Raw genomic sequence first — 15,488 nt, 5'->3', positions numbered from 1 at the left:
GCGATATGCTCATTTTGAAACATCTGACGAGAAAATTAATTCTCTAATTTTGGATATCACTTTCGTGATTTCCTACTCACTCGTTGTTCAGTTTTCAAAGATCAAGTTCTCGTTGGCGCCGTTTAATGTCTCAGCAGCAACTCTTATACTATATCATGTTCGGCTATTTAATGTCAAGCTCTTTTTTTAACTTCTTTTTCGAGCTCGGCATGTGTATTTCTTGGCCGGAATTAGAATATATCATGTATAGAGATTCATTGCAAGCATTTTTTTAAAATTCATATTATTTTGTATTCTGTTACTTCTTCATCATAATAGTCCACTTCCTTAGTGATATTTTCCGGCAAAGTGATGGCCTCTTATACAAAAAGCATTAAACACAAAAGAGCCCCAGCAGATAAGCTGAGACCCCTTTGTTAGATACAAGCTAAGCTTGAGTTCAATTCACGCAGATAATAGATTACTTCTGCCCTTTTTCTAATAATGCAAGGATTATGGTAACCGCCTCTGCTCTTGTTGCCTTCTGGTTAGGTGCAAATTTATTCTGCCCTACACCATTCACAAGGCCTGATTTCACTGCTGCTGCAATATATGGCACTGCCCATGCTGGTACATCCTTAGCATCATTGAAGGTTAATGTCGCTTTAGGATCTACCGTAATACCAAGAGCACGAACAACCATAACTGCTAATTCTGTACGTGTTAGCTCCTGTGTAGGACGGAATGTTCCATCATCATAGCCACTGATAATTTGCAGAGATACAGCCTGTGCCACAAAAGACTTAGCCCATGCTGGAATCTTCGCAGAATCCTTAAAGCTTGAAGTGTCACCATTCTCCGGCAAATGTAATGCACGTGCCAGCATTGTGATAAATTCAACCCGATTTACTTTCTGATTCGGACGGAAAGTATCATCCGGATAACCACTAACGAAGCCAGCTGCTACTGCTTTCTCGATAACAGCAGTCGCCCAGTGATTGCTAGTATCCGTTAAAAATGGCTTACTAACTGGCGTCGCAGTTGGTGAAGGCGCCGTTGTCGGTGCTGGTGTAGCTGTTGGCGCTACTGTTGGTGTTGGTGTTGCTGTCGGTTTTGTCGTTGGTGCTGTTGTTGGCGCTGTCGTTGGTGCTGTTGTCGGCTCTGTTGTTGGTGTTGGTGTTGGTGTTGGTGTTGGTGTTGGTGTTGGTGTTGGTGTTGGTGTTGGTGTTGGTGTTGGTGTAACTCCACCATTCTCATCGCCCTTAACAATACCGAACTCTTCAAGAACATATGGTCTAGCCTCATTAACATTCTGATCAATCTCATAAGATACAGCTGTCAGCTTCCCTGCATCTACAGTGATACCAACAAAGGTCTGAACTTGACCGCGCATTGGACGCGTAGCATCACTTGGGTCCGCTCCGTATTTAGCTGCTGTATTCTCATTGGCTACTTCAAAGAGATTATAGTAAGCATCTCCCAATTCTTTCTTCATGTTCTTATAGTAAACCTTCGCTCCTGCCGTAGCTGGAATCAGATAGATTGTTCCATCTGGGTTTACTGTGTACTCTACCGTTTGACCATTGAAGCTTTCCTTGATTTTCACTGTGTCTGCTGCAGTTCCGTCGGCCTTGATTGGCTTCGTCCGTGCATAAATATGGTCGTGGCCTTGAAGAACCAAGTCAATGCCCAGTTCAGCCATCATTGGAGCGACTTTCGCTCTTTCTCCATTAGCGCCCATAATATCTTTGTCAGTAGCATGGTTAGAGGTTGTATATGGTCCTTTATGCATAGCGACGATAATCCACTTCGCTCCAGCAACCTTCGCTGCTTTTACATCGGCCTTCATCCAATCCAACTGTGCTTTGCTGAAGTTAGCATATTCATCCGAATTCTCATTCGTGTTCAAGACTACAAAGTGCGCATTGCTGTAATCATAGGAATAGTATGCTCCTGTTTCTGTTGGTGAGCCTGCGGCTTCCTTAATATTGTAGTGCTCATAGAAGGCATTCGCTTTATCCTCATGGTTCCCCGCAACTGGAACAATAGTCGTATTGAGCAAGGTTTCCTGCGAATGGCCAAGCAACCAATTCCATTGTGATTCGTTGGTTCCAGTATCTACGATATCTCCGTTAATCGCCACAAACTCAGCATTCGGGAATGTCGTAAGTGCTTTTGCCATCGTTTCTCCAGAAAGAATAGCCTCATCTTCGGTCTTAGCTTGTGTGTCCGCCAGATCGATGAAAGTAAATGCACCTGTCTTAGCAGCTGTTTCGAAAGTTCCCACTGCACTCCACAATCCTAGTGCTTTATCACCTACACGGAAGTAGTATTTCGTATCAGCCTTAAGGCCAGAAGCTTCAGCCTTATGAACTAATTCATCCTTTGAATTTCTGGAAACAGCTGAACGTCCTGTAAACTCAGCAGCTTTTGTAAAGTCTGGAGTAACGCCCGTGTTCTCTACAACCTGCAGGTCGCTTCCTGCAGATTTCAACGCTGTGTACCAAGTGAATCCTTTTGCACTCACTGGATCGCCGTTAAAGGTAACGGTAACTTTTTTGATAGAATCGGTAGAAGCAATTTTAGCTTCTGAATTGGTTCTGTCACTTACAGCTTTGATAACAAATTGATAGGCTTGGTTCGGATTAGTATTTTCTACAGTGTAATTATAAGAAGTTTGACCTTCCGTATTAGGAACACTGACCGTCCAGTTTGCAGATACCAGATCATTTTGCTCATAAATGCGATATCCTGATACCGGTGCACCGGATGCAGGCGCATCCCAAGTTAACGTGATTTTTCCGCCATCTGCTACAGTAGCTTTTGCATTTTGCACAGGTTTAACAGCTACGTCAGACTTATGAATGCTGTATTTATCATACAAGTCAGTAGATCCACCAGTTGTCGTGGTGTAGGCTTCGTATGAAAATTCATTATTCGTTACAGTCATTCCTGTGAACATTTCCTTACCAGGCTGCTCGTATTTAGCTGCAAAAGGAAACGGACCTGCGCCAACATTATATTTTTTATTGCCCGCTGCATTTGTAATCAGGTATAACGTACCCTTAGGATCAGTTACCACTCCGTTTTTGTCCGGCTTAATATCCGTCAACGGCTGATTGTTGTACATTTGATAGCTTCTAGTATAGGTGTGGTCATGTCCTCCGATAACCATGTCAATACCAAGCTCATCAAATACCTTTGTCAAATTAGCTCTGTAATAGAGTACATCTGTATCATTTGTGTGACTGGCAACAGAATAAGGTGATTTATGCAAAAGCACAACCTTCCACTTCTGATCGCTTTTCGCGGCTTCACTGCGCAGCCACTCTACTTGTTTTTTGTAAATTTCGTTATTCTCAAGACTTGAGCTAGCACCATAATATTCTGTATTAATAACCATAAAGTGTGCTGAACCGTAGTCAAAAGAATATACCGAGCCATCTGGTTTTGCGCCCGTATTCGAGACATTAGGTAAATTAAAATGAGTTGTGTAATTGCTATAACTCTTACTTTCATGATTACCTACCAGTGGAACCAATGGAATATTTGCTAGAATATCCTTTGGTTTATTGAAGAACCATCCCCATTGCTCCTCAATATCACCGTTGTCTACCAAATCACCGGAATTCAGAATGAATTCACTTGTCGGGAATTTAGCCAATCCCTCTTGAAGGGTATGATTCCAAATATCAAAATCACCTTCAGTTGTACCTTGAGAGTCCGTTGTATATAAGAACTTAAATGCCTGATTACTGGAGCTTTCTGTTGTAAACGTTCCGATGTCACTCCAATTGTCAGCTTGTCCATCCCCAGCACGGTAAGCATACTCCGTTCCCGGCTGCAAATGATCAGCAATGACCTTATGACTAGTCAGTACTACTGGTTTCTTGGCTGACTTATCCGCTTTGGTCATATACACGCTTGTTGTAACCGATGTTCCTTCGTAAGTTTGAGCACCTACCGGGAACTGACCGTCCACTAATTTAGAAGCTTCTACTACTTCAAGCTTGGTACCCGTCACACTCTCAGGTGCATACCAGTTGAATCCCATACTAGTCTGAGGGTTTCCGTTAAAAGTAAGTGCGATAGACTCAGGCTTCCCAACTCCAGGGTCTACAGGCTCTACTACCGGATAAGCAATCAGGTTCATATCCCAATAGAGGTCAGAGCTACCATCACTCGACTGATGCACCTCAGCTGAAAGCTCATTACTTCCGTCCTTTAAGTTAGCCTTTACTACTTCGGTAAGGTCTACCTTGGTATATTCGTTTGGATCACTTAAGTTAGTTGAACTTTTTGTTTGAAAATTAATTTCGCCCGCTGGCATAGCCTCACGGTAAATTTCTTTACCGTTCAAATATAGTACAGCTCCGTCATCAAATGCGAAGTTACCCAAGATTTTATCGGATTTCGCAATCTCTTCCTTATTCACCGTTACGTTTGTACGGAAGTAAGAAGTACGATATTTCATACTCTTATTAGAACCGTAGCTTATATTTGTGTTCAGAGCACCAAATTGCTTGCTGCTGACTCCGGATCCACTATCTTTATAACCAAGCGGTGCTTGGCCAGACGCCCATGTTGAATCATCGTACACGGACCGCCATACCGTCCCTTGATCTGTTCCGTGATCTAGATACTTCCACGTAGAATTCCCTGCCAATAATGTAACAGGCTCTAACGATTGTAATTGCAGTAGTCCAGCATCCCCATTGCTGTCTTCAGCATAAGCTGGTATTCCTGTGAATGTAATTCCCAGTACCATAACGAAAGCTAAGGTCATGGATACAGCTTGTTTAAATAACCTGTTCATAATCAGTCTCCCTTACTGTTCTATGAAATGCTTGCATCCATTTATAGTAACTATTAAATATTTTCGCAATGTCTTTATAAACATAGAAGTTTGTAAAGTACATCGTGTATGTATTCTTACAAAAGTGGTTACAGTAACGGCAAGGTTGCCAATCAAGGAGGATAAACATGGACGATACTCATGCTTTTGTAGAAAAAGTACACGACACCCAAAAGAAAGCTGAAAAGAATAAAGAAAATCACGGTAAAAGTACACCAAGTCAAAAGCTGCCAAATAAACAGCACAGTAAGTAAAAGCGTTTAAATCATTGGCTCCCAAACACGACAAAAAAAGCAGCAAGCCTCTTCAACTACGGGAGACTTGCTGCTTTACTTTTTAAGGCACAAAGATAAGTGCTAATGAGGGCTTACTTCGTCCATTTCACTACATTTACTGCTACTTTTTCTAATTGCGTCTTGCTCAGTGTTTTATTCGGAGAACTAATAGTAACAAAGCGATCATCCAGTTTATAGGTCAAGAACAACGAATCGGTGGATGGACTATACCATTTAGCTTCGGTTCCGTTAGAGAGCTTTACGGTCTCACCTTTATATTCGTAAGCGTAATCACGAGGAGAAATGTTCACCTTCATCTGCTTAAACTGAAAGTTCACACCGTCATCTGAACCCACTACTTTTTGAAATGCGTCTCCACTCACCATTTGAGTAGGTGCATAGGCTGTTTCAAAACCTTGGAAATTGGCGAAGGCTTTAACAATCTCTTGTTTCTGAGTGTTGCTGTATTGTACAGGAGCCAGAGAAATAGTGTCAGTCACCGAGCCTCCTGTGCCAAGAATAACCTGATTGTTCACCGCATCAAAGGTCACAGGCACCTTCATCACATCAGCAATCGCACGTACAGGAAGATAGGTTGTATTGTTATACGTAATTGGTGCCAGTGCATTTCCTTTATTATCAACTGGCGTATAAGCCGTGCCATTCACCTTAAATCCAATGCTGTGATTGAGATATGCCGTAATTTTCTGAAGTTTAGTTCCTGCGTACACACCGGCTGATCCTGTGACTACCATCCCAAACACCATTGTTGCTATAATTATTTTTTTGTTTTTCATAAGTAAGCCCTCCTCGAAAGTTCAATCTTTGTTCTTACTTTAGCTCAAACAAAATAAGATTATGTCTCTAAGTTGTTTCTTACTTGTACCCATTTTGTAATTAAAAAAATCAAAATATCATTAATTCAAAAAAAATAAAAACAGCAACCCGCTTGTCCTAAAAAGGATCGTACGGATTGCTGTTAGATTAACTTTGATACGGCGTTGTAACCTTATACACTTCTGTATATAAAATTTCTCTATAAAGATTGAATTCTTCTACATCGACAGGGTTAGGGTAAGTCATAATTTGAAGCGGTAAATCCGCATTTCCCTCACGCAGAGGGGGCTGCACATAAGCATAAGGATTCAAATGGAAGCCCAGTCGCTCATAAAAGCCAATTCTCCGTTGTTCCATTTCACCCAGTGGCGGCTCTACTTCAAGAAGCACAGGCTTGCCCGACTGACGGATATATTCTTCCATCAGCTTTTTACCAATGCCCCCACCTCTTATACTTGGGTCCACGGCAATATGTTCTACAAATCGAAATCCTGGAAACTCCCAGCAAGCTATAAAAGCAATGATTTTCCCCTCAGCATTCACTTCGGTAATCAATCGATAATGTGGAACATCCAATAACTCCTGTTGCCCCTCATAGGTTCTGATCTCGGAGGTAGGAAAAGAGGCTTCCATAATAGCGAATATTTCATCAAAAGTTGTGTGATTCATAACATAGTTCTCACTTTCTGGATTTATATTTACACAAGTTATCTTAACCTTCTGAACCCTATGATATCAAATTTAGGCATCAAGGTACTAGTACCTGGTACTAGGATAACGTGCTATACTAAGCATAACAGTTATACACATCTTGTTTTATATAGGAGAGGTTCATATTGAATAATCAGCAGTGGATCGCACCTGAGTACTACAATCTCACTTCGGAAATGGAACGTCATGCTCCGGAAAAGATTGCGCTTAAGTGGTTGAATGAACAAGGAGACTACGAGGAGATCACTTACGGAGATCTTCGCAAGCAAGCTAACCAGCTTGCCGGAGGGCTCGCAGCACTCGGCCTTCAGCAAGGGGATCGTGTTCTTGTAATGGTTCCCCGTCGAATCATCGCTTATGTCATCTATTTAGCATGTCTGAAGCTAGGACTTGCCATTATCCCTTCATCAGAAATGCTTCGCGCAAAGGATTTATCTTATCGTCTGCGGCATTCCGAAGCCAGAGCTGTTATTGCCTGGTCCGAGGTCACTGATGAAGTTAATAAAATCTCGGACGATCTGCCTGCTCTGGATTACCGTCTTTCCGTATCCGGCGACCCTGACGAGCTCGGTCATGGATGGCTAGATCTGGAAGGCCTAATGATTGATCAGCCAGATAAATTCACAGCAGTCGAAAGCCACCGGGACGATATGGCGATCTTGGCATATACCTCTGGAACAACTGGCAACCCTAAAGCAGTCGTTCACAGTCATGGCTGGGGTTATGCTCACTTACGTATCACATCGCCTCAATGGCTCGATATCAAAGAAACCGACACCGTTTGGGCAACAGCAGCACCGGGCTGGCAGAAGTGGATCTGGAGCCCCTTCCTAACCGTCCTTGGCAACGGGGCGACCGGCTTTGTATATAGTGGATCTTTTCATCCCAAAAAATATTTACAGTTGTTACAAGATCACAACATCGAGGTATTATGCTGTACGCCAACCGAATATCGCTTGATGGCCAAATTAGAAAATCTCAATCAGTATGACTTGTCCCACCTTCGCTGCGCGGTTTCCGCTGGAGAGCCTTTGAATCAAGAGGTTATCAACACCTTCCAGCGGGAATTCAATATCACGATTCGTGATGGTTACGGTCAAACAGAAAGTACGCTTATTATCGGTACTCTCAAAGATACACCTATCCGAATAGGTTCTATGGGTAAGTCTATTGCCCCTGGTCTAATTGAAGTGGTAGATGAGGACGGCATTCCGTTACCTGCTGGAGTTGTTGGAGATATCGCAGTGCACCTAAGCATGCCAGCGTTATTCCATACCTATTACAAAGACCCTGGCAGAAAAGAAAGCTCTACTCACGGCGAGTTCTTCATAACTGGTGACCGGGCACGGAAAGATGAAGAGGGTTATTTCTGGTTCGAGGGCCGTGGAGATGACATTATCATTAGTTCGGGCTACACCATAGGTCCTTTCGAAGTAGAAGAAGCCCTTATGAAACATGCTTCGGTTAAGGAATGCGCGGTCGTAGCAAGTCCGGATGAAATCCGCGGACACATCGTTAAAGCTTTTATTGTACTAAAAGATGAGACCGCCGCTTCTCCAGAGCTTGTGAAGGAGCTGCAATCCCATGTTAAAGAGTGGACCGCTCCTTATAAATATCCACGCAAAATCGAGTTCATTCAAGATCTTCCGAAGACGACCTCCGGAAAAATACGGAGAGTAGAGCTTCGCGAGCAGGAGAAACGTGCTGCGCAGGAGTAACATAACAGTAGATATTTAATAAACAAAGAGCAGCTAGTCCGTAATAGGACTGCTGCTCTTCTTTATAGGGTATCAGCTTGTTACTCGGACCAATATTTCGCATCCGGGTTTAGAGCCGCGCCTACTTCGCCCTCTTTTACTAAATCGCAATCGAGGTAACCCTCTTCATCCAGGAAATAAACCTCCTGCTTGTAGAACTCACATAAAGTCTCCATGAACTTTTCAGGTGATTCATACATAACAATCAGATCCCCAAAATCATGCAGCAGGTCACATACACGTTCCACACCATCTGCAGATTTATAGTAACAAATGAAGTCGCTACCGTAGTTCGTTAAGATCGGCAAGATAACGCCATCCGCTTGATGGCCTTTTTCCTCCAATATTCCAGCTAAAATCTTCATCTCTGCTTCATATTCATTAATATGAATTAGACGATACCCTGGAATAAATTCGATCAGACTTGGTTCTTCTTCCTCACTGCTTGTACCCGAAACTGTGTTATAAATGGCCTTCAGCAGTTCAGGGGCTTCCGGAAAAATCGCCGTAATCTTCGCTTCATTATCACCCTTACCTAAGCTGGCAATATAGTCAGGACGTAAGTCAGCGGAAAGATTAAGATATTCTTGAAATTGTTCTGTCAATTTGTTAGTTTGCATGTTGTCATCCTTTACTTGTTCGAGGAATTCCACATCTTCATCAGCCAAGCATCAAAGTCAGCGCCCTTTTCGCCTTCGTAAATATCGTACACGTCGATTCTCATCTTCTTCAGTTTCTCTTTGAAATCTTCGTACGAATGATCTCTTGGCAAGCTCTTCTTGATTCTCAGGAGTATTTTGGATACGCCTTTTACTAGCTCCGGTTTATTCTTGGAAGGTGCTTTAACATCTTCGCCGAATGCCTTCAGTTTAAGGTAAGCCGCTTCTTGAACTGTATATACAGGATCGCTCTCCATTAAACGCGTCAGGATATCGATAATTTGTTTGTGGTTAGTCTGTCCCAGTTCTTCAACAGCTTCTAGACGGGCTCTCCAATCCGCAGAGCGGTTGGCAGCTTTCTTTAATTCCTCGTAATTCTCCGGTAGTCCATTATTGTTCAGTTCTTCGATCATTCCGTTCAATCCCCTTCTATTCAAAACTATCTATCTAACATTAACAGTATAACCAACCATTGCGCAAGCTAAGAGAGGAAGATCTTTGCATGACCTTTTCCTTCAAACATATTTCCACAAAATTGGGGTAAAGTATTCGAAAGAAAGTGTCCCGCAACATTCTATAGACTCTTTACGTTAGTTAACTAGAGAAACGTAGATCAAACACACCAAGGAGAGTGACCTAATTGAAAAAACATACCTTCATTCTAGCGTTAACTATTGTATTAAGTGTAATGCTTAGCGCCTGTTCCAGTAGTAACAATGAAGCCGTTGTCGAAACCAATCTGACGCCGAAAGAAATGATCGACGAGATGCTCGCAAAAGTGGAACAGCCTTCATTAATGGAAGTTGAAGAAGATATGGTGGCTCAGCTGTACCATCTAGCTCCATCATTACTTGAAGATTATAGCATTAGAATGCCAATGATGAATGTGAAAAGTAACGAAATTGCCATTTTAAAAGTTAAAGATGCAAAAGATATCTCTACTGTCGAAACCGCCGTCAAAGAGCGTGCGACTGATATTCAAAAGCAATTCGAACAATACCTTCCGGATCAGTATGAGAACGCCCAAAATTATAAGCTGGTCACAAAAGGCAATTACATCTTATTCGTGATTTCGGAGAGTGCTGATCAGCTGGTGACTGAATTTGATACCTTGTTTACTAAAAAATAATTAGCGATGGTATTCAGCAGCCTACTGTTCCTATTCCTGTTCCTGCCGGCTGTCCTTGCACTCTACTATGTTTCGCCTTGGCGAATCAAAAACCTCATATTGTTCTTAAGCAGTCTGGTGTTTTATGCTTGGGGCGAACCCGTCTACATTGTAATTATGTTGCTGTCCACCATTACGGATTACGGCTTTGGTCTACTTCTTAGTAGACCGAAGCTAACTAAGGTACAGCGCAAGTGGATTGTGGTTAGCTCTATGGTTATTAACCTGGGCTTATTGTCGTATTTCAAATATGCAGATTTTCTCATCCAAAATGTAAATGAACTCCTCGGTACTCATATCCCATTAACTGATTTACCACTACCTATTGGGATTTCGTTCTATACCTTTCAATCCATGTCGTACATCATTGACGTATACAGAGGAACTGCTAAAGCACAGCGAAATTGGATTGATTTCGGTACGTTTGTAGCCTTGTTCCCGCAATTAGTAGCCGGTCCTATCGTTCAATACAACACCATTGCAGAGCAATTACGAGCGCGTTCGGTGGATATCCCCATGTTCGCAGAGGGTGTACGAAGATTCATTATCGGACTAGCCAAAAAAGTGCTGCTTGCCAATAACATCGGTTTGCTCTGGCACACCATCTCCAGCTCCAATCTAGATTCCATGCCTGCTTTAACCGCTTGGATTGGCATTATTACATTTGCTTTTCAGATCTATTTTGATTTCAGTGGATATTCGGATATGGCGATTGGCCTCGGACTTATGTTCGGCTTCCGCTTTAACGAGAACTTCAACAAACCTTATATTTCACAGAGCATTACCGACTTCTGGCGGAGATGGCATATTTCCCTTAGCAGTTGGTTTCGTGACTACGTATATATCCCGCTTGGAGGCAACCGCCGGGGTTTAGGCATTCAGGTGCGCAATATCCTCATCGTCTGGCTATTGACGGGAATCTGGCACGGAGCAAGCTGGAATTTTCTACTCTGGGGATTATACTTTGGGGTTATTCTTATCTTTGAAAAATGGTGGGGATTAAAGCTACTGAGCCGCCTACCGCGCTGGGTAAGGCATCTATATGCCATTGTACTTATTCTCATAGGATGGGTCTTGTTCGCCTTTGAAGAACTTCCATTGGTGCTTAGTTACTTGCAAGCGATGCTCGGCTTTAACGCTCAGCCATTGTGGGATACCACCACTTTATACTTCACTTACACAAACGCGATTCTACTTGTGGTACTAACTTTAGCATCCGTGCCTTTGAAACTCTTCAAGCGTATGGATGATAGAACGATCCCTTCTCTGATTTGGTATGGTGTGCTGTTCTTCCTATCTGTCGCTTACTTAGTGGATGCTACCTTTAACCCATTCTTATATTTCCGATTCTAGGGGGTGATTGTTTATGAAGCAGAGAACGGATCGAATACTAGTGGTAGGATTTGTCGCGACGCTGTTTCTGGTGGGTATAACCTTTTTCTTACTGCCTGTTCAACGTTTCTCCGAGTTAGAGAATCGATATTTGCAAAGTGCTCCCCATTTGACATGGGACAATTTATTATCCCACACCTACGCGGAAGAGGCGGAAAGCTTCGTAACCGATCATTTCCCTTTTCGAGCCAAATGGGTATGGGTGAAATCGGCGGTGGAGCAAATGAGGTTGCAGCAAGAGAATAACGGAATATATAAGGGGAAAGACGGCTACTTATTCGAAAAATTCGAGGCACCTGATCACAAAAAGGTTCAGCAATATACAGCGGCTGTGAAGCGTTTTGCCGATAAAAATGCTGAAGCCAAAACGACCTTTCTGCTTGCGCCGACATCGGTAGGCTTGTACAACGAGCGTCTGCCTTGGTTAGCACCCGTATATTCGCAAGCCGAGGTGAATCAAACGATTGCTGAGGATGTAGGGGATAGCCTGACTTTTATAAATGGATTTGATGTTCTTGCTCCGCATGCCGCAGAGCCCATTTATTATCGAACCGATCATCACTGGACAACCTACGGCGCTTATTTGGCTTACGTAGCTTATGCTAAAAGTATGGGATGGCAACCTCTGTCCCAGAGCGAATTCGAGATTGAGACGGTAAGCGATTCGTTCCTTGGAAGCTACCATACGCGGAGTCAATTCATTGGGGTGGCACCAGATTCCATTCAAGTGTATAAGCCTGTTCATGATGTATCCACCAAGATGCATATTGTAGATACAGGTGAGACTTTAACAAGTATGTATGATTCAAGCTATTTGGAGAAAAAAGATAAGTACTCTTATTTTCTAGGGGGCGTTCATGCCCTCATGAAAATCACAAGCCAGCTTGATCCTAAAGTGATCAAACAGGAGAAGCTACTCGTCATCAAGGACTCCTATGCACATAGTGTAATTCCTTTTCTGACTCAGCATGTACCGGAAATCCACGTGATCGACATTCGTTATTATAACGGGAGTATCAGCGAGTACATGGCTCAGAATGATATTAAGGATGTATTGATGCTGTTTAATACAGCTACCTTTGTTGATAATGCTTCGATCTTGAAGCTGAATTGATGGATTAGGTGATGGCTAAGGAGATAATACGATAAATCTGGTGACGGGACGTAACTGCGGGAATGTTTGGACTTACTGTCGCTGTTGTCTCCAGATGTTTTTGATTTCACCGCTATCAGCGGATAACATCCGGAGACAAAGCATATGCTTCCGATGCGAGCTTTCCTTCGGAAAGCTTTCAGGCGAACGCTCCGCTCCTACAGTTCCAAAATTCCCTCCGTTACTTTTCACCATATTTATGGGTTAAATCTAAAAACCATTCACGATTATGTGTAGAATCGTGTCTCTGCTGATAGCTTTAAAGCGAATGAATCCTCCTTGAAGGAGTGCTTCATTTATTATGAGCTGCAATTCAATTCCACTAGCGTTGCATTAAGCTTCACATCACACCACTTTGCGGATTAGGGAAATCCTCCCTAAAATTAGTCAATTATCGGCTCAATTTGTGACTTTTAAGGAAATCCTCCCTAATAAATACGATAATACCCTCTTTATGAATGAAACACCCTGATAATTGGGGAGATTTTCCCTAATTATCGCTTGGAGCACGATAAATCTCACATAATTAGGGAGGTTTTCCCTAATCTAAACATTTAATCATTGATAGTGCCTGATACATATTCATTATGAGGTTGATTAAGAGTGAAAGAGTTGCAACAATAACTGAAGATTTCTTAAGGGACATTTTCCTCCCACTAGCAATTATTTTCTGTGACCTCAACATCAAACCAAACACTAAAACTAATATACGAATCCTCTAATGTGGCTTCATATTTTAGATCATTCTTAGCTAGAATCTCCGCGACGATAGACAGGCCAAGTCCAGTTCCGGAGATTTCTTTATTCCGAGACTCCTCGATGACATAGAACGGGTCCCAGATATACGCTAGATGCTTCTCTTTTAGGCGCGTGGTTTTATTAGTAATGGTGAATTTCAAAGTGCCTTGGGTATCATTCGCTACTGAGATTCCAAAGACATTCTCTTCCCCATATTTAATGGCATTACTAATTAAGTTGTTGAATACAATTTCTATCTGGCTGCTATCCTCCTCAACGATGGATCGTTCAACCGAATGGAAGTCGGTCTGTAACGTCAGGTTTTTATTTTTAAGCGTAATGTTATATTGTGAGATCACTTTGAGCAGAAGCTCTTTAAGATCGAATTTTTCTTTATACACTTCGGTCTTTTGAATCTTGGACAGTTTAATTAAGTAATCCACCATATCAGACGTATACTTCACCTGTTCCAAAATGATATCCGTATACGTACCATCATCCAAATCGTCTTGAATGCCAATGGTATACGCCTGGATTAAGGATAACGGTGTTTTTACCTCGTGTGAAATGCTTGAGATCAGTGTGTTTAAGCTTTGATTTTTCTTCTCCAGCTCTGCATGGGCACTTTTCAGGCGCTGACTCATCTGGTTAATGCTCTTTGATAATTCTTCGATTTCATCCCCCGACTTAATCGTCACTTGTTTAAAATCAAGATTAGAGATATCCTTCGCTACATCCTGCAATTGCTCTAACGGAGTAATGATTTTCCTCGAAAAATAAGCCACTAACAGCAAGCTGATAATAATCCCCAAAAGAATAGAATAGAAGCTGAATTGGTTTACGATGTTTAAAGCATCTGTATTGTGCACAACCACAGTGCCGATCAGGATTAGACTGCCATCCTGCTCGTATATTTTCGTTAATAGACTGGACTTCAATTTCCCCTGATTAAATAATAGATTCACCGTTTTTCCTTCGTTTACCTTTTGCAAAACTTCTTCCGTAATCCAGAACTTATTAAGTGCCACTTTATCTTTGTACAACGCAAATTGAATGTTCTCATTGATTATTGTTGCGCTTCCGTTGTTCTCAACCCTAACTATCGTTACATTGTTATTGTTCTCGATCGCTGTTTCTTTCTCCATGAGCTGATCCAGACTGAGATCCTTTACTTCGTCATATATGTCGTTAATTTTGGTTTTCATTTTGTAAAGGTAATAATCAGACGAGAAAAAATTGTGCAATGAATAGGACGTCCCAAATACAATCAGCAGAATAATACTTACCATAATCAATAACTTCGTGCTTATTTTATTGATTTTTATCATGGAAGCTGTACCCCATTCCCCTGTGTGTAATTACGTGGTCAGCCCCAATCTTATCGCGTAATCTTTTGATATGTGTATCCACGGTTCTCTCTTCACCAAGATAATCCATCCCCCAAACGGAAGATAACAAAGAATCTCTGGACAAAATCCGCCCTTTATTCTCGTATAGGAAGGTTAGCAGTTCAAACTCTTTTTTATATAGGGACAGCTCCTCCCCATTCTTGAACACTTTTTTTCGCTCAAAATCAATTTCTAAGTCCCGTATAGCAGCTACTTTTTCGGTACCCAGCATTTTTTTGATTCTCAGCATTAAGATCCGTGGATCGAATGGTTTTCTTATATATTCATCTGCACCGATATCTAATGCGCTAAATTCATCGTCATGGGAAGATCGAGCGGTCAACATGACCACCTTAGCTAAACTAACCTGCTTGATTTCATTGCACACCTCAATCCCGCTTCGCTTAGGCATCATCCAATCCAGTACCACAAGGTCGATTTTATTCGAAAAAAAGAGCTCCAGCGCCTCCTCCCCATCCGCTGCTACCCAAACGTTATAGCCCTCTTTTTCAAAATAAGTCTTCAATATAGTGGTCATATGTTTCTCATCATCGGCAATTAGAATGTTCAAGTAGC

The 15,488-nt window shown here is 42.1% G+C and carries 12 protein-coding genes; 5 read left to right on the top strand and 7 right to left on the bottom strand.

Annotation, left to right across the window (positions count from 1 at the left end; translation table 11 throughout):
- Nucleotides 1-460: 460 nt before the first annotated feature.
- Nucleotides 461-4,795: an S-layer homology domain-containing protein gene (locus MHI27_RS04180; protein WP_405175680.1), complete on the bottom strand. Its 4,335-nt coding sequence runs from the start codon at nucleotides 4,793-4,795 to the stop codon at nucleotides 461-463.
- A 167-nt stretch (nucleotides 4,796-4,962) separates the two neighbouring features.
- On the opposite strand from MHI27_RS04180, the gene MHI27_RS04175 reads away from it, so the two are divergent.
- Complete coding sequence (locus tag MHI27_RS04175) at nucleotides 4,963-5,088, top strand: DUF4023 domain-containing protein (protein WP_052404154.1); 126 nt, start codon at nucleotides 4,963-4,965, stop codon at nucleotides 5,086-5,088.
- Between the two features lie 113 nt (nucleotides 5,089-5,201).
- On the opposite strand, the gene MHI27_RS04170 is transcribed toward MHI27_RS04175, so the two are convergent.
- Complete coding sequence (locus tag MHI27_RS04170; RefSeq protein WP_405175679.1) at nucleotides 5,202-5,906, bottom strand: hypothetical protein; 705 nt, start codon at nucleotides 5,904-5,906, stop codon at nucleotides 5,202-5,204.
- Nucleotides 5,907-6,093: 187 nt separating this feature from the next.
- A complete protein-coding gene (locus MHI27_RS04165) occupies nucleotides 6,094-6,615 on the bottom strand; it encodes a GNAT family N-acetyltransferase (RefSeq protein ID WP_076300319.1) in 522 nt (173 codons plus the stop codon).
- Between the two features lie 164 nt (nucleotides 6,616-6,779).
- On the opposite strand from MHI27_RS04165, the gene mbcS reads away from it, so the two are divergent.
- Nucleotides 6,780-8,375 (top strand): acyl-CoA synthetase MbcS, encoded by a 1,596-nt coding sequence (gene mbcS, locus MHI27_RS04160; protein ID WP_076300318.1) that lies wholly within the window; start codon nucleotides 6,780-6,782, stop codon nucleotides 8,373-8,375.
- A gap of 80 nt (nucleotides 8,376-8,455) precedes the next feature.
- On the opposite strand, the gene MHI27_RS04155 is transcribed toward mbcS, so the two are convergent.
- The gene (locus MHI27_RS04155) at nucleotides 8,456-9,034 is read right to left on the bottom strand and encodes a hypothetical protein (protein ID WP_405175678.1); all 579 of its coding nucleotides are present in this window, start codon (nucleotides 9,032-9,034) and stop codon (nucleotides 8,456-8,458) included.
- An 11-nt stretch (nucleotides 9,035-9,045) separates the two neighbouring features.
- The gene (locus tag MHI27_RS04150; RefSeq protein WP_042184977.1) at nucleotides 9,046-9,486 is read right to left on the bottom strand and encodes a HEAT repeat domain-containing protein; all 441 of its coding nucleotides are present in this window, start codon (nucleotides 9,484-9,486) and stop codon (nucleotides 9,046-9,048) included.
- Nucleotides 9,487-9,713: 227 nt separating this feature from the next.
- Here MHI27_RS04150 and MHI27_RS04145 point away from each other — a divergent pair, with 227 nt between their 5' ends.
- From MHI27_RS04145 to MHI27_RS04135, 3 genes are read left to right on the top strand one after another with little or no spacing between them, the layout of a single operon-like run.
- Complete coding sequence (locus MHI27_RS04145; protein ID WP_042184975.1) at nucleotides 9,714-10,202, top strand: DUF4358 domain-containing protein; 489 nt, start codon at nucleotides 9,714-9,716, stop codon at nucleotides 10,200-10,202.
- Nucleotides 10,203-10,208: 6 nt separating this feature from the next.
- On the top strand, nucleotides 10,209-11,594 hold the full coding sequence (locus MHI27_RS04140) for an MBOAT family O-acyltransferase (protein WP_405175677.1): 1,386 nt from the start codon (nucleotides 10,209-10,211) through the stop codon (nucleotides 11,592-11,594).
- A gap of 13 nt (nucleotides 11,595-11,607) precedes the next feature.
- Nucleotides 11,608-12,747 carry a DHHW family protein gene (locus MHI27_RS04135; RefSeq protein WP_405175676.1) on the top strand — a complete coding sequence of 380 codons (1,140 nt, stop codon included), beginning with the start codon at nucleotides 11,608-11,610 and terminating at the stop codon, nucleotides 12,745-12,747.
- A gap of 695 nt (nucleotides 12,748-13,442) precedes the next feature.
- Here the strand turns inward: MHI27_RS04135 and MHI27_RS04130 are convergent.
- Complete coding sequence (locus tag MHI27_RS04130; RefSeq protein ID WP_405175675.1) at nucleotides 13,443-14,852, bottom strand: HAMP domain-containing protein; 1,410 nt, start codon at nucleotides 14,850-14,852, stop codon at nucleotides 13,443-13,445.
- Entirely contained in the window at nucleotides 14,836-15,483 is a 648-nt protein-coding gene (locus tag MHI27_RS04125) for a response regulator transcription factor (protein ID WP_042184967.1), read from the bottom strand. The genes MHI27_RS04130 and MHI27_RS04125 overlap by 17 nt, the downstream gene beginning before the upstream one ends.
- Nucleotides 15,484-15,488 lie beyond the last annotated feature (5 nt).

It is taken from the genome of Paenibacillus sp. FSL H8-0261, from assembly GCF_045040645.1.
Classification (GTDB): Bacteria; Bacillota; Bacilli; order Paenibacillales; family Paenibacillaceae; genus Paenibacillus_AQ.
Note: the sequence above shows the minus strand (reverse complement) of the source record. Positions and strands in the feature narration are given on the sequence as shown.